This window comes from Pelagicoccus enzymogenes (assembly GCF_014803405.1).
GTDB classification, from domain to species: domain Bacteria; phylum Verrucomicrobiota; class Verrucomicrobiia; order Opitutales; family Opitutaceae; genus Pelagicoccus; species Pelagicoccus enzymogenes.
Genome location: NZ_JACYFG010000051.1, coordinates 347,237 through 369,573, shown reverse-complemented (window position 1 = coordinate 369,573; position 22,337 = coordinate 347,237). Strand labels below are relative to the sequence as shown.

The following is a 22,337-nucleotide window of genomic DNA, read 5'->3' as shown; positions in this document are numbered from 1 at the left end:
GAGAACCGAAGGGGGTTCGACGGAGCGAAGCGTAGAATGGACATGCGCAGCATGGGTCCAACGGACTTCGAGTGAAACGAGAACCAATCCTCTCGCCCCGACCACTTTTGAACAGGGCAAACCCGCATTCCCAGCGCCAGCACCTAACGTAGCGCTGAGCTTCAGCCAGCGACAGCGCTGCAGGATCCCACCACCCCACGTAGGACCAGCGCTCGCGACGCTCCGCAATTCCCTCTCGCCGCCAACGCTTGCCATTCAGAGCCTTTGACGCGTAATTGCCGCTCCGAACCATGCCGAAACTCATTCCCAAGCGCCTATCTTCCCACGAGGAAAACACCCGCCAAGTCGCCAAACCCGAACTGCTCTCCCCTGCAGGGACTTGGGACTGCGCCCGCGCCGCCGTGGAAAACGGAGCCGATGCCATCTTCTTCGGCCTCGAACGCTTCAACGCTCGCATGCGCGGCAAAAACTTCACCGTCGCCGACCTGCCAGAACTGATGGCCTACCTCCACAGCCGCGGAGTAAAAGGCTACGTCACCTTCAACATCCTCGTCTTCTCCGACGAGATGGCGGACGCCGAAGACTTCCTCCGCTCCATAATCGCCGCTGGAGTCGACGCCGCCATCGTGCAGGACGTCGGCATCTGCCGCCTCATTCGCCGCATCTCGCCGGACTTCCCCATCCACGCCTCCACTCAAATGTCCGTTACCTCCGAGGCGGGAATCGAGTTCGCCCGCGAACTCGGGTCCTCCGTCGTCGTGCTCGCCCGCGAAACTTCCCTCAAGGAAGTCGGCGCCATCCGCGAAAAAACCATCGCCGCCGGTACCGAAGTCCCCATCGAGCTCTTCGTGCACGGAGCCCTCTGCGTCGCCTACTCCGGCCAATGCCTCACCTCCGAGTCCCTCGGCGGCCGCTCCGCCAACCGCGGCGAATGCGCCCAAGCCTGTCGCCTTCCCTACGAGCTCTATTCCAACGGCAAGCAAGTCGACCTCGGCGACCGACGCTACCTGCTCAGCCCCCAAGACCTTTCCGGGCTCGACGCTATGCCTGAGATCATCAAAAACGGGGTCGCTACCCTCAAGATAGAAGGCCGCCTCAAAGCTCCCGAATACGTCGCCGCCGTCACTCAAGTCTACCGCAAAGCTCTCGACGACGCCTGGAACGAATATGTAGGAGCGACTTCGGACGCGACTGCCCAATCCTCCTCTGTTGGAGGGACGAGTTCCACCTCGTCCGCCACGCATCCAGACCCCAAATACCAGCTGGAAATGACTTTCAGCCGCGGCCTCTCCGACGGTTGGCTAAACGGCATAGACAACCAAAAACTTGTGCATGCCCGCTTCGGAAAAAAGCGGGGACTGCGCCTTGGAATCGTCAAATCCATCGAGAAAGACGGAGTCCTCCTCGAGCTTGAAGCCCCTCTCAAAGCCGGCGACGGCGTAGTCTTCGATCGCGGGCGTCCCGACGAGCAGGAGGAAGGAGGACGTATCACTTCCGTCGATACAAGAGGACGCGACAGTTTCGTTCGCTTTCTAAACGATTCCATAAACTGGAAACGCGTAAACGTGGGCGATACGCTGTTCAAAACCTCCGACCCCGCCCTCGACAAGGCGCTTCGCCAATCCTACGAAGTCGAGCAACCAAACTACACGCGGCCCATCACCGCCACCGTGCATGGCGAACCGGGCAAGCTCTTAACGCTCGAGCTCCGCGACGAAGTAGGCCGCGTCGCCCGCTCCGAATCCACGGAACCGCTGCAAGAAGCTGCGAAACGAGCTCTCGACGACGAGACCCTGACCAAGCAACTGTCCCGCCTCGGAGCGACCCCTTTTCACCTGGCCTCGCTCGACAATCGACTCGTCGGCAACTGTCACTTCCCCGTTTCCCAAATCAACCAGCTTCGTCGCGACGCCGTGGATACGCTCACCGCTCTCCGCCGCGAGCCGCTCCGCTGGACCCTCAATCATCCTCGCTCATCTTCATCTACTTCTTCATCTTCATCTGCTTCTACTTCTTCATCTGCGTACCCATCGTCCACCCTCGACTCCAAAGCATCCACCATCATTCCCTACCTCCGCTCCTTCGAGCAACTCGAGGCCGCCCTCACGCTCCCTTATCGAGAACTCTACCTCGAACTAGAAAACCCGAAACACTACAAGAAAGCCGTCGAGCTCGTGCATGCCGCACCCGGCGACAAGAAGATTTGGGTCGCCCCGCCGCGCATGTTCAAAACGGGCGAAGACTGGGTCGTCAAGCAGCTCACCGAATGCGGCGCAGACGGATTCCTCGCCCGCAACCACGAACACCTAAAGTCCTTATCCAAATTTCCACTACGCGGCGACTTTTCCCTCAACGTAGCCAACCACCTCACCGCCGAATACCTCATGGAGCGCTACCAGCTCCAGCGGCTCACCGCGTCCTACGACCTGAACGCCACCCAACTGGCAGCCCTCTTGGAAAACGCGCCCGCCAACTGGTTCGAAATTACGCTGCACCAGCACATGCCCATGTTTCACATGGAGCACTGCGTCTTTTGCGCCTTCCTCTCCGACGGGAAAGATTTCCGCGATTGCGGACGGCCCTGCGACAAGCACTCCGTATCCATAAAGGACCGCACAGGAATGCTGCATCCACTGAAAGCCGACGCCGGATGCCGCAACACGGTATTCAACGCCAAAGCCCAAACCGGCGCCGAGTTCGCTCAAGACCTCCTGAATTTCGGCGTCCGCCACTTCCGCGTCGAATTTCTCAACGAAAGCCCGGAGGAAGTTCGCGATACCCTCGACCGCTATGAACGACTCCTCGCCGGCAAGCTAAGCGGCCAATCCCTCTGGCGAGAGCTCAAGCTCATCAATCAACTCGGCGTAACACGCGGCACCCTGCGCGAGAAGTAGAATCTGGCTCAACCGCAGCGCTGTGCTTGTCACGCGATTAGGCATCAAGGTAGCAGTCGTTCTCCCGGCGGTCACGAACGCCGCTTCATCCTCGTCACCTCAGGCCGCTTTGGCTGGTAAGGCAGCGTCGCCTTCTCAGCGTCCTCCACTGCCAGATATCCCTTGAGCGAGGCGATCAAAACCGGAATCACCCTGTCTAGCCTTTCATTCGGCACATGGCTTGTAATCCCAGCTGACCAGACCGGCATCACCTGAGCCTGTGCCTCCCATTCTTCACTTCCGAAAGCCACCACACGAAGTCTCACGACGTAATAACGCAGTTCCCAGTCCAGCTGAACGTTGCGATCCATCACTTTCCCGCCAATTTGCTCGCCCGTTACTGGGTCAAACACCGGTTGAAATTCCCCAGCGACTCTCTGCTCGATGCTCTCGTGGTGCTTCTTTAATGGCCCCGCATCGTACCCCATCTGGATTACATAGTCGGCTCGCTCCCCTCGCTCGGCGAGATACAAGCCCTTGTCCGATAGCATATAGGCCAGATAACGCTTGTACTCTTCCCAGTCAGGATCCGCCTCCGCATAGCTCCCTTTAATCGGCTCCACCCGAAAAGAACCAGCACTGTGCGGCAATTTCGACTCCGCATTCATCTCGAGTCGATAGAACGAAGGAAGCGTGCTTTCGCAAGAGGCCAGCAAGCCCAAACTCAAAATGCTCGCCGCAATCGATAGTAGCTTAATCATAAGGGTAACCCCCTCTGCATAGGACTCGCAACAACACGTACAAGCCCAAAACTTCGCGTTTACGGGCGTAGAGTCGACTTAGCATTGCTGATAGCAAAGACGGCGAAAATACCGATCCCCTAAAAATTCGATTCAACCCGATAGTTCACAGCCCCACTGAGGCCAGCTCCTTGCTCTTCCTTCGGTAGGCGCTCGGCGTCGTGTGTGTCAGCCTTTTGAATACGACGCTCATGTACTCGGGATGTTCGAACCCTGCCATCTCGGCGATATGGGCCAGCGAGTATTCAGTCTCCACCAGCATCTGCTTGATCTGGATCACCTGAGCTTGGCGAATCTCCACCTGCGGAGAACGGCCCACGTACTGGCGAAAGCGTTTTTCCAACAAGCTGCGCGAAATGTGAACCGCCTTCGCCACCTCCTCAACGGTGATCCCCTTGCAAGCCCGCTCCCGAATCAAGTTCAAGGCTTGGGCCACCGCCTGGTCCTCCACCGCCATGATGCTGGTGGAACGGCGCGTCACCACCTCCAACGGATCGATCAAGGTGAGTTCCTTGAAGTCTTTTGGCTCCGCACCCTTCATGAGAGCCTCCAAAGTGGCCCCGGCCGCTCGGGCGTATTCGGAAACGTCCACCGGAATGCTGGACACAGACGGAGCGCTGAGCTCACAACGGGCGCTGTCATTGTTGACGCCCAAAATCGCCACTTCCTCCGGCACGCGAAAGTCCGCTTGCTGGCAAGCGTTCACCACATGCACCGCGCGCAGGTCGTTGCAGGCAAAAACCGCCACTGGCTTCGGCAAGGTTTTCAGCCAGCGGGCCATCTCGTCCTCTTCCGCGAATTCCCAGGCAGGTTGGCTCACTCCAGGGTAAACCGTCTCGAAAGTGGTGCACTTCTTGCCCGCTAAGGCCAAGCCTTCCACGAAACCGTCGCGCCGCTCTTCAGACCAAAGGTCCCCCTTGAAGCCGCAAAAGGCGAAGTGCCGAAAGCCTTTCTCCACGAAGTGCTCCGCTCCGAGATGCCCAGCCGCCACATTGTTGGGACGAAACTTGGGGCAGTCCGCTCGCAAGACGCCCGAGTCGGACAGGTCCACGCAAGCGATGCCACGCTCGCGGGCCTTGCGAAAGAGCTCGTCCGAATTCTCCTTGCAGATGATGCCGTCCCAGCCTTGGTCCAGCAACCAGTCGGGATCCTCCGCTCCACGGGCCAGATCGTCCACGAAGACGTGCCAATTCGCGTTGAAGCGTTTGAATTTGGCGAGGCTGTGCAGAAGGTTGAGGTTTTCCTCCAGCCAACCCCTTAAAACGATAGCCACACGGGGACGGTCGATCATAGTTACAGCAGGTTCAGTTTGTTACAGAGCACCCCTATTCCATAAATGGGTGAATTGAGCAAAGGAATTTTACTCTATTTCTCATTACAATTTAGATTAATTACGGCTATAACCATGAGACGGATTCACTCCATTTCTCCGAATCGCCACATTTATCAGCTCAGAACCCCACTCTCCCCACGTGAAAACCCAATCCCTGCCGCCGCTCAGAACCTTCCGCCAGGAGCTGAAGACAGAATTGTTCGAAAACATACTTCCCTACTGGGACCGCCTGCGCACGACCCACAGTTTCATTTCCGCCCTCGATTCCGCCAACCAGCCGATGCCTGAAACGCCACTTGGCCTGATCATGGTCTCCCGCCTGCTCTGGACCTACAGCCGAGCCTACTCGCTGCACGGAAAAAGGCAGTATCGGGAGCTCGCCGACCACGCCAAGCACGTGCTTCGCATGCGCTTCTGCGATACGGAAAACGGCGGTTACTACTGGAGCCTCCAGCACGACGGACAGCCCTGGGAGAGCAAAAAGCAATGCTACGGACAAGCCTTCTGCATCTACGCTTTCTCCGAACACTTCGCGGCCACCGGCGACGTGGACAGTCTCGATCGAGCTCGCTCGCTCTTTGCCCTGCTCGAGACCAAAGCTTGGGACAGCAAGGAAGGCGGCTACCTCGAAACCTTCGAGCCCGACTGGACGCCCATGCAGAAGATGCGGCTGGGCGACGGCGACTTGGAAGCGCCCAAGACGATGAACAACCACCTGCACATCATCGAAGCCTTCGCCAACCTGCAAAAGATTTCGCCCTCGCCCGAGGTCGAGGCCGCCCTCCGGAGCGTGCTCAGGCTTACCGCCGATCGTATCATCCTTCCGGATACTGCACGCTTCGGACTCTTCTACGACATGGATTGGAAGCTTCTCGATTCGGTCATCTCCCCTGGACACGACATCGAAGGAAGCTGGCTTCTCTTCGAAGCGGCCGAGATCCTAGGCGACTCGGAGCTGGAAAAGGAGTTCAAACAACGAGCCCTCGACATGGCAGATTGCGTTTTGCAGACAGGGATCGACCCTGACGATCATGCAGTCCGCGACGAGTTTCACGAGGGGCAAGGCTACGCAGACACCAAGTGCTGGTGGCCTCAAGCCGAAGGGATGGTCGGCTTCTTCAACGCGTATCAACTTTCCGGAGACGTCCGCTACCTCGAGGCTAGCCAAAAGATTTGGGACTACATCAAAGGCAATCTGATCGACCGAGTGAACGGCGAGTGGCTCTGGGGCCGCCATGCCGACGGTCGCCCCATGAACAACGAAAAAGCGGGTCCTTGGAAATCCTCTTACCACAATGCTCGGGCCTGTTTCGAGCTAATGGAGCGGATTCAACGGGTTAAATAGGAAGCGCGCTGCCGCACCTTGCGAACCGGCCTAGGCTAAGCGTCCCTTTTTCAAATTCTCCCCTCTACACTTAACCATGAGCACATACGAAACCCGCCTCACTCAACTCATAGAAGCCCAGGAAGCTCTCCTCGCCCAGCCAAACGCTCCAGTCGAGCCGGGCAACGGCATCTTCCATCGCTACCAAAATCCGGTCCTCACCGAGAAGCATGCTCCGCTCTTCTGGTCCTACGACCTCGATCCAGAGAGCAATCCCCACTTGATGGAGCGCATCGGCGTACACTGCGCCTTCAACGCTGGAGCCATCCAGCTCGACGGCAAATTCTACGTCGTCGCCCGCGTCGAAGGCAACGACCGCAAGTCCTTCTTCGCCATCGCCGAAAGCCCCAACGGAGTCGATAACTTCCGCTTCTGGGACCACCCCGTCACCATGCCAGAGACGGAAGTGCCCGACACCAACGTCTACGACATGCGCCTCACCCAGCACGAAGACGGCTGGATCTACGGCCTCTTCTGCACCGAACGCAAGGACCCCAACGCCAAACCCTTCGACCTCTCATCCGCCGTCGCCCAATGCGGCATCGCCCGCACCAAGGACCTTAAGACTTGGGAGCGCCTACCGGACCTCAAGACCCCCTCCGCCCAGCAACGAAACGTCGTGCTGCATCCTGAATTCGTAGGCGGAAAATACGCCCTCTACACCCGACCCCAAGACGGCTTCATCGACGCCGGATCCGGCGGCGGCATCGGCTGGGGCTTGTGCGACGACATGACAAACGCGGTCGTCGAGAAGGAGTCCATCATCGATTCCCGCGCTTACCACACCATCAAGGAGGTCAAAAACGGCCAAGGCGACGCCCCCATCAAAACGCCTCAAGGCTGGCTGCACATCGCCCATGGAGTGCGCGGCTGCGCCAGCGGCCTGCGCTACGTCATCTACGCCTTCATGACCTCGCTGGAAGACCCCAGCAAGCTTACCCACTCACCTGGCGGCTTCCTCATCGCCCCGGAAGGCGACGAGCTGGTGGGCGACGTCATGAACGTTGCCTTCACCAACGGCACCATCGTGACCGAGTCCGGAGAAGTGTTTATCTACTATGCCTCCAGCGATACACGGTTGCACGTAGCCACCTCCACCATCGAAAAACTCGTCGACTACGTCACCCACACGCCCGCAGACCCGCTTTTCAGCGCCAAGTGCGTTGCCCAGCGCAACGAGCTCATCGACAAGAACCTCGCCTACATGGCTAAGACTCAGGGACCGCTGATCGACCGCATTAACTCCCTCCGCGTCAAGTAGGGCGGAACCGGATTACTCTGACGAGTAAGCGTCCGCAGTTGGCGGACGCTCACCCGTTTCGGCTCTCCCAAGGCAAGGACTCCTTTTTTGAAGGGATACCCGCCGCAGGCTTGTTCTCCTAGCGCGGCGACCCACGGCGGATCTCGCCTAGCCACTTCCGCGCCCTCCTGCACCATGGAACAAAACTTTCAACGATTCCCCTCTTTATCGCCGTTCATGACCTCACCATGATCTTCAGCCAAGTTATGGCAATTAGCGGCAAACGCCCCGTTTTAAGCTTACACGCGTCGCAGAGTCCGCTTAATCAGCGAGAATTCCCGCGTAGCTGTCATGACTTTTCGAATACTATTTTCCAAAGAACCCCCACAGCTAGCACGATACGCTCAACTTTTACCGTCCCACCCCGGCGCCACGCACTTTCCCGTTGAAGTTTAACCTTAAACCTAGAAGCTCACAGCGACGCACCAAGCCCCTTTCCCCTTCCCCATCCCTTACGACAAAAGACTATGCAGACCACCCCTGAAACGAAACACGCGACTCCGCCCCTGAAGATGTCGGAGAAACTGGGCTACGCCGCCGGAGACTTGGCTTCCTGTCTCTATTTCGGCGTGTTCATGAACTACCTCGCCATTTTCTATACCGACGTATTCGGCATATCGGCCGGCGCCCTCGCTTTCATGATTTTGGTCACCCGCACCTGGGACTGGATCAACGACCCGATCATGGGAATCGTGGCCGACCGCACCAAAAGCAAGTTCGGCAAATTCCGCCCCTGGCTCATCTGGATTCTTCCCTTCTGGGTCGTGCTAGGCGTCCTGACCTTCACCACCTTCGACCTCGGCGAATCGCACAAGCTGATCTACGCCTACGTCACCTACACCTTCCTCATGATGGCCTACACCGCCATCAACGTTCCGTACTCTGCCTTGATGGGTGTCATGACGCCGCGTTCCGACCAGAGAACGCTCCTCAATTCCTTCCGCTTTCTCGGGGCTTTCCTCGGCACCACTACAGTCAGCTTCAGCATGCTGTATTTGGTCAAATTCTTCGGCAACGGCAACGACCAGACCGGCTACGCCATGACCATGGGACTCTTCGGCGTCATTTCCGCCGGCCTCTTCCTCACCACCTTTTTCACCACCAAGGAACGCATCGAGCCACCTAAGGGCCAGAAGACAGATATCGGCAAAGACCTGGCCATGGCCGCCAAGAACGGGCCCTGGAGAGCGATCATCTTCATCAGCATTCTCACCATACTCTGGATTTCCATCCGCTCGGGAACCACTGCTCACTTCTTCAAATACGTTTCCGGCAACGAACTGTGGGCCGGTACCTACCTCGGCGTCGGCGGAGCCATCCAGGCCGGCGGCGTGTTGCTGACCAAGCAAATCACCCAAATTTTCGGCGGAAAAAAGAACGCCTACTTCGCCCTCACCGCTATCAACGTCGCCTTGCTTGTAGTCTTCTATTGGCTGCCCTACGACAACCTGACCATTTTGCTGGTACACCAAATCATCAGCTCCTTCCTCACGGCTCCGCTGATGGCTCTCTTCTGGTCCATGCTCGCCGACACCGCTGACTACGGACAGTGGAAGCTCGGCCACCGCGCCACTGGCCTTCTTCTCTCCACCGGCACTTCCTCCATGAAGATCGGCTGGTCCCTCGGCCCCGCCATCGCGTTCTGGATGCTCGAGTACACTTTCGGATTCGTGGCCAACCAAGCTCAAACGCCCGCAACCATCGAAGGCATGAGACTGCTCATGAGCTTGATCCCAGCCGGCGTCGGCGTACTAGCTGCCGCTGCCGTCTTCCTCTATCGCATCGACAGCAAAACGGAACTCGAGATGGAAGCCGCGATTGCGAAGCAAAGAGACGACGAGGAGAAGCTCGCTTCCACCTGCCCGTAAGCGAACAGACAGCAGCGACTCTTTGAGCAAATTTTAAGGGCCCTCTCCTAAGGCGAGAGGGTCTTTTTGTATCCAAAAATCCAATCGCAGCGATATTCACTGCAGCACGGGGCCTCCTAAACAAAAAGCTTCATCCGCAAATCCAGAGGGATTCCGGGGGCATTCTTCGAAAAGGCTCCTGCAGCGCTGACGGCGCGGAGGTCGTCCCTCCAATACGATTGTTCTGGAGGGACCGGTTCCACCCGGTCCGCAGTACAGGAGAGAGCTCTTCGCTAGCGAATGCCTCGCTCGATCGGATCCGCACATCAAAAAGGCGTCCGCACGATGCGAACGCCTTTGAAATATCCCCAATGAGCTCTCCTAGCTCTCCACCGTTCCTTCCGCTTCCTTACGGGCGAGCAGCTCTTCTTCCATCTGGACTTCCATCTTCCGATTGATGCCGTAGCTGAGCACCACGACTGCGGCGATTGCCGCCAGAGCAGCCGGGAAGAACGACATCATCAAGCGGAGGCCTTCGATGGTACGCGCCGACTGCAGGACATTGTCCTCGTAGCCGTAGTAGCTTAGCGAATACGCGGCCAAAGCTGGTCCCACTGCCCAACCTAGCTTCATGGAGAAGGTGCCGGCCGAAAAGGTCAGCCCCGTGAAGCGGCGACCGAACTTCCACTCGGAGTAGTCAGCCGTATCCGCAATCATTGACCAGAACAGGGGCATCAAGGGACCCGTGATAATCGAGAGGCCTATGCCAATCGTGAACATCAGCAAGATGTCTCCAGGGCCGCAAAGGAAGAAGCCCGTGCCTAAAATCGCGCTCAAAACCGTCAACGAGAAAAAGGCGTTCTTCTTGCCTCGGAACAAGTCCGTGAAGTGCTTCGTGAAATAAACACCTGCGATCGTTCCCAGCGACCCCAGCACGTTGTACCACGTCATCAACTTGGTGAAACGAGCAGCGCTTTCCATGTCCGCCACCACGTAGTACTTGAAGTAATACAGCTGGGCCGCGTCGCGCATGGCGATCCACATCACCGTGCCGATGCCCACAAAAATGAGCGAAACCCAAGGCTTGTTCTTGAACAGCTGAGCCAAGTCCTTCTTGACGTTCATTTCCTGCCCCTTCGGAGGCTGCACGCGCTCCTTGGTTCCGTAAAAAGTACCCAAGAACAGGAACCCCGCGCAGATTCCATAGATGCTCATGGTCAAGATATATCCTTGCTGCGTGTAGGAACCGTCTTCGGCGCCCCCGAGCCCGGCAACCATGTAGAGGATCGTGGCTTGCACCACCAAGTTTGCCGAAAACGATCCATAGAAACGGAAGGAGGAAAGCACTGTGCGTTCCGCCGAGTGAGGCGTCATCACACCCATCAAAGCACCATAGGGAATGTTGATCGCCGTGTAGGCCAGCATCGCAAGCGAGTAAGTCGCATAGACGTAAACGATGGTCCAAGTGTCGTCCAACTCCGGAACCGTGAAAATCAGTACCCCACTCACCGCAAAAGGCAGGATCATCCAGCGCAGCCAGGGGCGGAACTTGCCCTCCGGCGTATCCGTGCGGTCGCAAATGACCCCCATCATGGGATCGGTGAAGGCGTCAAACACGCGGGTGACCCAAAGCATGGTCCCGATGATCGCCGCCTCGATTCCGATGATGTCCGTGTAAAAGAACATCAGGAACGAGGAAAACACCTTGAAGTAGAAAACCGACGCCATGTCCCCCGCCGCGTAGGCAAAGTTCTCCTTCATGGTGATGATCTTGTCAGGGACATGCACCGTTCCTGCCTTGTCGGCAGCAGTTTCGTTCGAGCTCATAGTGGTATCAAAAGCAGTCGCAGCCGCCAAGGGCTGCGTACTCTAAGTAGGGTAAGTTTTGGGTTAGAGACAGAGAGAAAAGGGGCTATCGTCCCGCTGAAATTCCCGCGCACCCTCTCAGAGCAAGAGCTGCAAGGCAAGACAGCTTCGCTGACAGTATTCGAAAAACGGCTACAATTATATAAGAGTAGGCCTATTTTCCCGCTTGGCGAAGGCGGCTGGGCAGCAAAGCGATCGAATAAGTCCTCAAATCTGCCTCGTAAGCGTCCAGTTCCAAAGCATCGGCCAAATCCCACAAGTGGCGGATTGTCTCCGCATTGAGCTCCCGCAAAGCCTCACGATCGAGGCGCGATAAGGCATGCTCTAGGTGCCTCTTTGCCTCAGCCGCTCGAGACGCGATCAACAGCACTCCCGCCAAGCGAATTTCATCCTCCAACAGCAAGTCCGCCTCCGGCTGAACAACCGCTTCACGCAGCTTGTCTAAGCGCACCCTGAACTCGTTCCCTCGCTGCTGCAGGGCCAAGAGCCTGCAGAGGGAAACTTGAGCCGAGAGATCATCCTGGTCTTTCAAGCTTGCTTCGAGGGCGTGGGCCGCCCTCCCCAGCCCCATCTCCAGCAAGTACTCGAAGCGACGCGACGCTAACTGCCCCGGCGACATCTCGGGCACAACTTGATAGATCACCGCCATTCCTTTCGCCTCTTTGGGCAACTGAAACGGTATGGGCCGCAACCATTGCGGGATCTCTTGGTCCTCCATTAGCCTCATCAAAAAAGCTTTCCCGTCCACAGCTTCCTCGGAGAAGTCTCGATGGAGATCGAGATACTCCTTCTCGAATCCACCCCAAGAATAGACAAGCAAGTGTGTCACGCCAGCCGCCGACAAGCGCTCCCTCGCGATCTCCAAACTGGGAGCCGCAAACATGGACGCAGCCCGCTTCAAGCCCTCGTTGTTCTCCCAGTAAAACGTACCGATCCCCTTGGCTCCCCCATAGTAGATCAAGTTGGTGGTGGCATCGGGCGAGGCGAGAGCAACGATCTCCTCGTCTGCTGCCCGCGCCCTCAAATAGTGGGCAATGCTTCTCTCGTAAACGCGAGCATCCTCTCGCGGCGTGGGTGTCCCGTAGGTAAACGCTCCCATGCCAAAAACGATCAGCCCCGGCAACAGACACGCTCCCGCAAAGAGTTGAATCGAACGATTCGTGTAACGCTTCGCTCCCCCCGCAAAAGCCAAGGCCAAGGGAAGCATCGTCAAAGCTGCCAGAGCGGACCACCATCGAGCTTGAAACAAGGTAAGGACGAAAAGGATACAAGCTGGCCCCATCGCTAGTAGCATTCCTGCAAATTCGGGCGAAGCGCGCTTCATCCTAAAGAGAAGCCAAGTCAGAGCCGGCAGCAGCAAGAGCGGCAACACCATTGCGAGCAGGCGCAACTTCGACCCCATGACTAGGACGTTTGCCCAGAGCCCCTGAAACTCCATGATGTAGCGCTCATGCACCGCCATCAAAAATGGATCAGCCACTTGAAAGACCGTACCGCGAAACAAGACAATCGCCAGCGGCAGCTGCAGCGCTAGCACGCACGCGAACGCCCCTCGAATCCATCGCCTCCGCGTTTTTGGCTTCGAAGCGAAGAGCAGTCCCAGCAACTCGCCCGTTCCAAGCAACGCCAAACTGTACAAAGGGTGATTCACCTCTAGCCGCCACGCAAACTTCGAAGGGGCGTATTCGATTAAATAAGCAAGCAGCGAAAGCCCCGCTGTGCAGCGGCACCAAAGCCGAAAGTAATTCCCCAGACCTACACTGTCACTTGAACGTACCCAAATCCTGATACAAATAGCAGCGACTCCGATCCCCAGAAACACAGGCAGTACGCTCACCACATTGATCCACATCGCCAAGGCTCCGAAAGCAGCTGAGGCGCCCGCAAGCAAACGAGCGTCACGCCCCTCCACTGCCCTCGTCAGCCCCACGAGCAGAAAGGATACCATGAGCATAACCGCGAAGATTGCGGCAGCATGATGATCTCCCATTCCCACCTTGAAAACGTCACGCAGAGGAATGAACCCAGAGAAACAAAGGCAAACCACAACTCCTGAACTCCCTCCAAAATTCCGTTGAAAAAGCAGCGCCACAACCACGAGAGCCAGCGCCCCGAGCAAGGCGTTGGCAACGAGCATGCTCCACTCCATGCGAGACGGCTCTCCCCAGGCAAGTAGCCGTATCCACCAAGAATATACAGATGACCAGTGCGACTCCCGCCCATCCGGAGCATTGTCATAGTCTACCTCTCGCAATCGAAAGTCGTTTCGTTCTGCAGCCTGTTGGGAATTTATCACCCAATGCAGGTCGTCATTGCGGTCGGATCCGATCAGGTTGCGAACACCGTGAGCGTATCCAGTTCTTGAACTTTTATCGGGGGTCACGAAGCTGAAACCTCCCTCTCGGGAACTGAGCGCCTCGATGCGCTTCACATTCTGCAGACTCTCGAGAGCGAACAACCCGAGCGCTGCGGCGAGCGCTAAGAGGCATTGGTATCGAGAAAGGAAGGACATGGAATCGAAAAAGTCGTGGGTGGCTGGAAACATAGAGGAAGCGACCCGGCTTTCGAGCGTAATTCTCAACAAGTATGAGGGATCTCCAAGCTCTGTATCAAAGCCCTTCGATACTCCCGATTTACGGAGGGACGGCTTCCACCCTGTCCGCGCTGCAGGATATTCGATCCACTACTCGCCTTCCATCGAACAACAGCCCTCATTCTATGACATTGGCAACGAACAAAAAAACGCCCCCGACGCGAATCGGGGACGTTGAGAATCCGGTAATCAAATCTAGATTACGCTAGAACATGAAGGAGTTCGATATTGACCAAACTTGACCTTCCGCGATACGCGATGTCGCCGCGTCGCCGTTAGGCTGCGTCGTGATTCCAATCAAACGTTCATCCTCGAAGGCGTTCCGTACGTTAACTTGGATACGCCAGGTCACGTTGTCGTTAAGCTCCTTAGTGTAACCAGCCCACAGGTCGATGTTCGACTCGGAACCACCCTTGTAAGGATTCGCCACATCGAAGGTATAACCGTATTGGTTGCTGTTGTCGGCCAGCACGGGGTAACCGACAACCACTTCGTCCTGCCAACGCCACGCTCCGCCAATATTCAAGCCAGCGAGCTTGCCATCGCGGAATTGGTAGTTGGATACGACGTTCCAGCGCCAGGGGCGAAGCTCAGCTACGTTGGAGTTGTTGAGCAGACGGAAAAGCGTGTAGTTGGAGAAGAACTCCGAGTTCCACTTGCCGCGAAGGGTTTCCGTGCTGTTGCTTGGACCCCAGAGGCGAACGTCGCCGTACGCTGTATCGTAGAGAACCTTGCGGTCCTCTACGAAGGACGCGTAGGAGTCTGCGATATTGAGTCGCTTGGCTTCGGTCTTGGAGGCGTTGACCGTGATGTTCCAGTTGTCGGTGGGCTGGAAGAATAGTTCGTATTCATATCCCTCTGACACGGTATCACCCGTAACTGCGAACTGACCTGGCTCGCCTGCCCAAGCAGCGCCGCCGCCGGCCCAGCCTGGAGTCGCCGCAACCGCATCCCAGTCTTGGTTCCAGAAGTTGAGGAACTGCTGAAACTTCGGATCGTCAAGGTTGTTGGCGGTATTGAAGAGAGCGGAAAGCGCTGCTTCCTGCTCAGCCAAGGCGTCAGCTATGGACTGGCCTTCCTTGGGCTGGTAGCGCAAGTCGCCGATGTTTGGATCGATGCGGGCGCTGTCCGGATCCTCCGGATCTACCAGAGCGTAGTTGAAGCGGAAATCTTCGATTCCCGCCTGGGCCATGTGACCGAAGAGGTAAGCCCAACCTTCACCGGCCCCAATCATGTAGGAGTTGCCGATCGACGAACCGCTGAGGGTGTCTTGGTAGACCTTGGTATCGAACTTATTGACCTTGAAGATAAAGCGATCGTCAGGGCTGCTGATCACGATACCCTTTTCGGTTGTCTCACCCGTGGTAGGGGCGATCGGATCGCCGATCAAGTCGCGGCGACTCGCGTCGGGGCGGAAGTTTTCCGAGTCCGAGTACGTCAGGCTAACGTTCCATCCCCCGAGGGCATCCTTGACGGCTTGCGGCGAGTGGATGACCAAACCTTCAGTACGGTTGATACCGGATGCGGTGGTGTAGGTCTTGTTGTTGGCAGGATCCGCATCGCTTGGGCTGCTAGGCAACTGCCAGCTGGAGTCGAAGGGTAGGCGAGCTCCAGAGATGGATGGATGGGCTGGCACGTTCCCCGCATTCGTAGCGACGTCCGTGTCTTCGCGGTATCCAAACATTGGAACAACGACACCGTCGAACATCTTGCCTTGCCAGACAACCGCCTTGGATTCGGTCTTGTTGCGAGCGAGGTTACCATTTCGGTAGAGGTTGTCGATGTCGCCACCGGGTACGCTCCAAACGCGAACAGGAGTATTGCCGTCGTTCAGGTCGAACTCGCCATCGGTCGGAATCAATTCCGTCTGCAAGGCATTCAAGTTCGCGCCGGACGCGGAGCTGGCGTTGAGCAAGCTTGGCCCGATGTAGACGAGGTTCGCGATGTAACGGTTCGCCTGGGTAATGGAAGAGCCGCTGTTGATGTTCTCGGAAGCTGCCCGTATCCAGCTAGCGGAGCGTTGCGTGTACTTGGAATCGCTGAACACCGCGGTGAAGTTGTGCTGGCCCAAGATATTCCCCAACTGCTCGTTGCCGGACTCCTTGAAGTCATGGCTGTAGTACGCGGTCACGCGAAAGTTTTCGCGCTCGCGGAAGTGCTGGTTGTTGTTCTGAGCATCTCCTCCGATGAAGGGGCGTCCGAAGTTCGGGTTGGGCTGGCCAACATCCGTGCCATTCGGCAGGGTCTGCATGATATCCACGGTGATCGACTGGCCAGCGTTGTCCAGAACGTTGGTCTGTCCGTCTTCGTAGTCCTGCTTGTCGAGGTCCACTTTGAAGCCGAGCTTGTTGTCGAACATGTTGTGGGAAATGGATACATTGTAAGCATCCCACTTTTGCCATTCGCTCTTGTTCGGCCCGTCGATCAACTTGCCGTAGAAGTCGAAAATGGTCGGATCTTCGATCGTAGTCGTCTTGTAGACACCGATTCCTGACGCGGGAAGGCCTGCTCCGTCGTTCGCTCGCTTCGCATACGCGTCGTAAGACGTTACCCCCTGGTACGCGCCTGTGGTAAGCGTACCTGAGGGCATGAAGTAGTAAGACTGCGTCTGGTGGTTCACGTTGTCGAACACAGCGACCGGTCCGTCGAAGATACGGCCAAGCGCCGGCGTGATCCAGGGCGAGTAGCTGCCGGATCCTACGGTGAGAGCCGTGTCCTGCAGGGTGATCGCGTCGTAGCCCGCCTTGCCCATCTCGTCGAACCAAGGCGTAATGCGGTCGATGGGAGGGATGATGCGAGGACGATTAGCTTCGATGTCGCCAGACTCGTAGCTCGCTTCGAATGTGGTATTCGAGCTTTCGGTCTGCAGGCCCTTGGGCTGGTACTTGAGGGCGAAGAAGTAACGTTCATCGTCTTCGAACGCCCCGTCTTGCTTAAAGTTTTGGCTGTCGTTGAGAGCGGATACGCGAACCGCCAACTCGTCTTCCAAAATCACCTTGTTGTAATCGACCGAGAGGCGAAGGCTATCGTACTCGTCGATTCGAATCTCAGCGCGACCGCCGTCTTCGTAGTTGGCTGAATTCGTGGTCGCTTCGATGACACCGGCCGGAGATCCAAGACCAAATAGAATGGAGTTCGGACCGCGCTGAATGTCGATGCGGTTGACGTTGTAGGAATCCCAAGGGATATCCGTCACGAAGAAGTTGCGAGTGTTGTCCGCCGCCGCCAAGCCACGCACGCGTGTGGAAGCGTTAGGACGAAGACGTTGCGAATCGGAATCGACACGGCCACCATCACCGCCGCCGGCGAAGTTACCACCTACGCCCGCTACTTCCGTGCTAGGGGTGTAGACGAGGAGCGATTCGTTGTCGGTGGCTCCCGTGTCGCGAAGGAACTCTTCCGTAACAACGGAGATGGCCGAGCCGACGTCCTTGAGGTCAGTACGGATGCGAGTACCGGCCAAGGTCGAGGTCGCGCGGTAGCCAGAATTCGTCTCGCCCTCGACCGTGAAGGGAGAGAGCTCATAGACGTCTTCGTCCTCGGCATCCTGGGCGAATCCGAGAGGGGCAACTAGAAGCGCAGCACCGAGAGCGAGGGCTCCAGATGCGGATCTAGGGCATGCATATCTGCTTATTAGTTTGATCGATTTATTCATTGGGTAGCGTGAATACCAATTCACGATTTGGGTTTTGTTCGTTGGCCCCAAACAGGGGCCTACAAAGTTTCAAAGTCCGATGCTTTGTCGTTTTGTATCCGGGCAATCGCTACGGCGATCGTTCCGGTTGGGTTCGTCAAAAAGCGTTCGACTGGGCAATCGATCGCCGTGGGGTATATTACAAGAGCCAATCGCTGGGCTCGGAGAAAGTCACAGGGGCGTTGATAAGTGATTCAGTCTGCAAAGTTGAATAGAAACAAGAACGGCTTCGAACAGCCGTACTGGGAGGGCAATAGTGAGGGTTCGACAGAGGAGGACCCCACTCCCCCATTTCCCCCTTCACATTTTTTTCATCTAATCTCTACCGGTAAAAAGTCGGGGAAATATTCTCAAAACGGATGACGCCAAGCTTGGCCCCGCACCCCTAATACAACGGTTCCTTCGCCCGAAACGGCCTCCAGCACAAACCGATATAATCCCGCCTCCAGAGCAACTGAAGTCGCCGCATCCTTTTCGTGTAGTCCCTTATCCGAAGACTCCCTGAGCAACAGCACCTCCGCCTGCGATGATGTATCATTAAATCTCCAATTATCATTCGATGCGACTTTCGTAGCGACACCATCGGCAGCGATAGAGAACACGGTGACGCGGGTATCCAATATTCCAGCACCCAAGCCGGCTCCTTCAGCGTAGGCCAACACCAATTCCGGTTCAAGAGCTTCGATCTCCACGTCCACTGCAAGGCTCTCCCCTTCTTTTAGCTGAGCCTCGAAATCCGCGCCTTTCAAGGGGCCAATTCCAGAGATCGCCATCGTGCCCGCTTCGAAGCCTTCTGCTCCTGGGTCGCCGGAAAACCTAAAGTAGATTCCGTCTCGATCCCGAAAGCTCTGGTCGCTCAAGCTGAACACTGACCTCTGAGGCAAACGCGTACCCTCAGAGTCGATACGCACCAAAGGACTTGTCTCTCCTAGACCGAGCTTTCCGACGTGGTGAATTTCTTTAATCAGCCCCGTTGCCTTCTGATTCGCGTTCCTCTGCTCATGGGCCCGCAAAAAGGATTCCACCCCAACGCGAGCCCCTAGAGTGCGACCAATGAAATCGTCCGCCCGCACGTGGATTCCCCCATACAACCTAGAAATGCCCGCTTGATCAGCAGCGTCGTAATAAGTCGCCCACTGCAAAGTCACATCTTCACTGGGCCCGTATTCAAATTCCAAGAACTCGCCCTGCGGGAAATGAAACTCGCCGATCCCCCCCGGAAAGAAGGGGCTGCCGGTCAAGAGTGTCATCACTTCCGCTCCGCTGCGGCTAAAGGTGCTGTGCCCTGATACGTAGGCGGCAAAGGCAGGCGTCACGAAGGTGCTGCGTTGGTAGGGAAACCAATCTGCTGCCAGAATCCAATCAACGCCGCCCACTTCGCTGTGGGAATCCTCCGGCTCTCCCGCCCAAGCGAGGATCGCAATCTCTCCCACATGATCGGCCAGGCGCTCGTGCCTCTGGTCCGCCGCAGCGGTATCAGCAGTGACCAACTCGATCAAGCCGGGCACCAGCTTGATCCCTTGCGAATGGTAGCGCGGAGCATCTGGATCGGAAGCCTGCCCCAAACCGGCAAGCCCGCGAATCATGGAAATGGGGCGCGAATAGTCGTACTGAGCCTTCAAGCCCCAAGCGCCCACCGCAGCGTCGTGCATGCCTCCGTTGAGAGCGAGGTAAGCCCGCACGTCCCACTCCAAGGCGGAAAGCTCCTCCCCTTGTCCCATGTAACGACGTTCAAAGTCAGGAAAGTCGCTTATCTCGTTGTGCAAAGTATTCCAATGCCCTGGCGGAGTTTCAGACGCAGGTCCATCCGCCCAGTACTCGGCTAAGATACGACCGTAGTCAGCACGCTTCACCGAATTGCTAGCGTAGGCTTCGCCCGTCACGGGATTGATCGGTCGCCCGACTCCCTCGTTCGTTGCCAGAGGATTGTTCAGGCGCGCCCCAGGGGAGATGTCGATTCGCGTGCTGTCATGAGGATCCAAATACGAAGAAAAGCGGATCACCTCGATCGCCGCATCCACAAAATCCTCGTGCGTATCCGTTCCCCAAAGCGGAGGAGGACCGGGATCGAACGCAATGGTATTGTGAGTCGGCTTGCCCATGGCAAAGGTTGCCACCTCTCGCCAGTTCACCCCCAGAAACGTTTGTACCAAGGCTCCGAGCGGAATTCCGTTTTGCGAAACCGCGTAGTCAAACGCGAGCGGTTGCCAGCGGTTCAAATCGTTCATGTCAGTCCCCGAGAGCTCCAAGACGAGCGATCCGTTGACGGGCTTGTATCCACTCGTATCTGCGTAACCATTCAGTTCATTGGAGCCATCATCGTAGTTGCCCTCCAATACACCGGCTCCAATCCGATTGCCTACCGCCGCCGGCGACATGCCTTCCATCGAATCATCTTCCGGATCGAACCCGTATTGCTCCATCAACCAACGAAATCCTGCCAACGAACGCTCCGAACCGGGGCTGTTCTGGTAGCGATGGCGAAGCACCGCGTAGGCCGCATGGCTGATCGCCTCCCGTTGGGCGGACAATCGATCCGCGCCCCACTCAGATTGATCCACGTCCTCTTGATGAAACATCGGCACCGCTCGCGACCAGGCCTCTTCCTCGTACGCCCAATAGGCATCCCACATGGCAGCCGAAACATGATACAAGTTGCGGCTGTGCTTGGTCGGATCCGGGAAGTCCTTGCGGATCGCTTCCAGCATGAATTCGTTCCACCAGCGGGCAACCGAGTGAGAGGACAGGTCAATATCTAGCCGCACCTCTACCTCCGCGCTGTAAACGCTGCCGCCGGCATTGATCGCCTTCACTCGATAGGTCCCCGCATCGAACGGCGCCAAGCGCTTGAGACGCAGACGCGAAGCGCTCTCACCCTCTATCGTTTCCCCGTCTTTCTCCCAGACGAACAAGGGAGTCGGCGAACCGGTAGCCTCCACTGACAAGTCCAACGGCGAGCCGAAGCGGTAGCTGTCCTCCGCTACCGGCTGACTACTAATGCGTGGAGGCAAAGGAGCGTTCGACGGCTCCACCAATTCCAGTACTTGATTAGCGGATACGTTCTCGATCGTCTGCCTCAAGCCCGTCGGCCAGCTGATCGTGATCGAATCGACCACCCCGTCGCTCGCCCCTAGACCAAAATGCAATGCCGCTTCGCGTTGGCCAATATAGGCATTGCTCGGATTGTAGCTAAGGGTGCGGGACATGCCTCCATCCGTCACGACGACCGTTGCCCCAATCGCGTCGGCATTCGAGACCTGTCCTTTCAAGGTTAGCCGTATCCAGTCGTTGCCGTTTTCGGAGGCGTCGCTTTCGTAGAACACGGGGTCGGAGTGGGAATTCACTACGACCAAATCCTCGTCTCCATCCGAGTCCCAATCCAGCACCAGCAGGGCCTTCCCGTAGCGCTTGTCCGCAATGCCGGAAGGAACTGTCGCGTTCTGAAAAGTGCCGTCCCCGAGATTGCGAAACAGGGTCGTCGGGTCGTCGTCCGCATCCGCGTAAGGAGTGGTGTTGCGGTCGGCGCCCTCCGCGATCGGCATACCATTGGTCACCACCAAATCGAACCACCCGTCGTTATCGTATTCGAAAAACGCCGCTCCCCAGCCCCAACCCGTGCGGCTCACGCCCGCAGGCACCGAAACCTCTTGGAAGTTCCGCCCGCCCATGTTCTTGTAGAGCTTGTTCCCCGTATGGCTTCCCTTTTTCTCGTTGGAAAACTCGTCGTAGATGGAGCTCACATAAAAATCGAGCAAGCCGTCCCCATCGTAGTCCGCCACCGCAACGCCCATTCCGTTCTCGTCGAAGCCCACTCCCGAAGACTTCGTGCTCTGAGTGAAGGTTCCGTCTCCATCGTTCCAATACATTTGACTCTTGCCGTAGTCGGCGACCAACGCCAAGTCCGGCCAACCGTCCCCGTCGAAGTCAGACCACGCGGTAGAAAAACCGTTTTGCCGCGTCGTCTTCACAGGTTGCAGGAGACCTGCTTGTTCGGTGACGACTTCGAAATGGCCAGGCGCCTCCGTTCCCCGATTCCGCAGCAAGGCAGAGTGCAGGGCGCGCTCCCCGTCGACCTCGATTCCCCATTCGCTCACGTAGAGGTCAAGAAAACCGTCCAAATCGTAGTCGACGAGTCCAACGCTGTAAGCCTGGTGATCGCTCTCGCTGACTGCGAGGTCGGCTCCGCGAGCGACTGCTTCTTCGGTGAAATTCCCGGTTCCGTCATTGATATAGAGGAAGAATCGACTGCCCCGGTGCACCGAAAGGTAGAGATCCTGATCCCCGTCATTATCGAAATCTCCCGCTCCAAAACCTGCTGCATCCAGAGCGCCGCCCAGACCGCGAGCCGCCGCTTCCTCCGAAAAGCTTCCCGTCCCGTCGTTAACGTAGAGAAGCGGAGCCTTGCCATAACGGGCAAATATCAAGTCCGAGTGCCCGTCCCCATTCACGTCGACCACCGCGGCGCCCCCATGATTGTTGACCGGATCGGTTTTGCGGGAATGCAAATACGAAATCCCCATCTGTCCGCTCACGTCGGAGAAAGCGCTAAACGCATCGCGGGATGCAAGAGCGAGAAAGGAAACGGCGAGCGAGATGCAGCCGCACGATCGGAAAAAAGAGAACATCAGGGAACGGGTCTCGTTGAAG

At 57.2% G+C, this 22,337-nt stretch carries 10 protein-coding genes; 4 read left to right on the top strand and 6 right to left on the bottom strand.

Annotated elements, in window-relative coordinates:
• Positions 1 to 290: 290 nt before the first annotated feature.
• Positions 291 to 2,894 (top strand): U32 family peptidase, encoded by a 2,604-nt coding sequence (locus IEN85_RS20350; protein WP_191618944.1) that lies wholly within the window; start codon positions 291 to 293, stop codon positions 2,892 to 2,894.
• A gap of 71 nt (positions 2,895 to 2,965) precedes the next feature.
• Here the strand turns inward: IEN85_RS20350 and IEN85_RS20345 are convergent, their stop codons facing one another.
• Positions 2,966 to 3,634 carry a hypothetical protein gene (locus IEN85_RS20345; RefSeq protein ID WP_191618943.1) on the bottom strand — a complete coding sequence of 223 codons (669 nt, stop codon included), beginning with the start codon at positions 3,632 to 3,634 and terminating at the stop codon, positions 2,966 to 2,968.
• A gap of 145 nt (positions 3,635 to 3,779) precedes the next feature.
• On the bottom strand, positions 3,780 to 4,964 hold the full coding sequence (locus IEN85_RS20340) for a XylR family transcriptional regulator (protein ID WP_191618942.1): 1,185 nt from the start codon (positions 4,962 to 4,964) through the stop codon (positions 3,780 to 3,782).
• A gap of 181 nt (positions 4,965 to 5,145) precedes the next feature.
• Between IEN85_RS20340 and IEN85_RS20335 the strand changes: the two genes are divergently transcribed.
• The 3 genes from IEN85_RS20335 (at position 5,146) to IEN85_RS20325 (ending at position 9,558) form a co-directional block, all read left to right on the top strand.
• Positions 5,146 to 6,351 (top strand): AGE family epimerase/isomerase, encoded by a 1,206-nt coding sequence (locus IEN85_RS20335; protein WP_191618941.1) that lies wholly within the window; start codon positions 5,146 to 5,148, stop codon positions 6,349 to 6,351.
• A gap of 76 nt (positions 6,352 to 6,427) precedes the next feature.
• Entirely contained in the window at positions 6,428 to 7,651 is a 1,224-nt protein-coding gene (locus tag IEN85_RS20330; RefSeq protein ID WP_191618940.1) for a glycoside hydrolase family 130 protein, read from the top strand.
• Positions 7,652 to 8,157: 506 nt separating this feature from the next.
• Positions 8,158 to 9,558: an MFS transporter gene (locus IEN85_RS20325; RefSeq protein WP_191618939.1), complete on the top strand. Its 1,401-nt coding sequence runs from the start codon at positions 8,158 to 8,160 to the stop codon at positions 9,556 to 9,558.
• Positions 9,559 to 9,918: 360 nt separating this feature from the next.
• Here IEN85_RS20325 and IEN85_RS20320 read toward each other — a convergent pair whose 3' ends face one another.
• The 4 genes from IEN85_RS20320 to IEN85_RS20305 all read right to left on the bottom strand — a co-directional run bounded on the left by IEN85_RS20320 (position 9,919) and on the right by IEN85_RS20305 (position 22,315).
• A complete protein-coding gene (locus IEN85_RS20320; protein ID WP_191618938.1) occupies positions 9,919 to 11,364 on the bottom strand; it encodes an MFS transporter in 1,446 nt (481 codons plus the stop codon).
• A 193-nt stretch (positions 11,365 to 11,557) separates the two neighbouring features.
• Entirely contained in the window at positions 11,558 to 13,948 is a 2,391-nt protein-coding gene (locus IEN85_RS20315; protein ID WP_191618937.1) for a hypothetical protein, read from the bottom strand.
• Between the two features lie 253 nt (positions 13,949 to 14,201).
• Positions 14,202 to 17,651 carry a TonB-dependent receptor plug domain-containing protein gene (locus tag IEN85_RS20310; protein ID WP_191618936.1) on the bottom strand — a complete coding sequence of 1,150 codons (3,450 nt, stop codon included), beginning with the start codon at positions 17,649 to 17,651 and terminating at the stop codon, positions 14,202 to 14,204.
• Between the two features lie 389 nt (positions 17,652 to 18,040).
• Positions 18,041 to 22,315 carry an FG-GAP-like repeat-containing protein gene (locus IEN85_RS20305; protein ID WP_191618935.1) on the bottom strand — a complete coding sequence of 1,425 codons (4,275 nt, stop codon included), beginning with the start codon at positions 22,313 to 22,315 and terminating at the stop codon, positions 18,041 to 18,043.
• Between the last annotated feature and the right edge of the window lie 22 nt (positions 22,316 to 22,337).

Bases quoted from the DNA above. Each gene is read 5' to 3' on its own strand.
- IEN85_RS20350 (WP_191618944.1), top strand. From the start codon at position 291: ATGCCGAAACTCATTCCCAAGCGCCTATCTTCCCACGAGGAAAACACC.
- IEN85_RS20345 (WP_191618943.1), bottom strand. From the start codon at position 3,634: ATGATTAAGCTACTATCGATTGCGGCGAGCATTTTGAGTTTGGGCTTG.
- IEN85_RS20340 (WP_191618942.1), bottom strand. From the start codon at position 4,964: ATGATCGACCGTCCCCGTGTGGCTATCGTTTTAAGGGGTTGGCTGGAG.
- IEN85_RS20330 (WP_191618940.1), top strand. From the start codon at position 6,428: ATGAGCACATACGAAACCCGCCTCACTCAACTCATAGAAGCCCAGGAA.
- IEN85_RS20325 (WP_191618939.1), top strand. From the start codon at position 8,158: ATGCAGACCACCCCTGAAACGAAACACGCGACTCCGCCCCTGAAGATG.
- IEN85_RS20320 (WP_191618938.1), bottom strand. From the start codon at position 11,364: ATGAGCTCGAACGAAACTGCTGCCGACAAGGCAGGAACGGTGCATGTC.
- IEN85_RS20315 (WP_191618937.1), bottom strand. From the start codon at position 13,948: ATGTTTCCAGCCACCCACGACTTTTTCGATTCCATGTCCTTCCTTTCT.
- IEN85_RS20310 (WP_191618936.1), bottom strand. From the start codon at position 17,651: ATGAATAAATCGATCAAACTAATAAGCAGATATGCATGCCCTAGATCC.
- IEN85_RS20305 (WP_191618935.1), bottom strand. From the start codon at position 22,315: ATGTTCTCTTTTTTCCGATCGTGCGGCTGCATCTCGCTCGCCGTTTCC.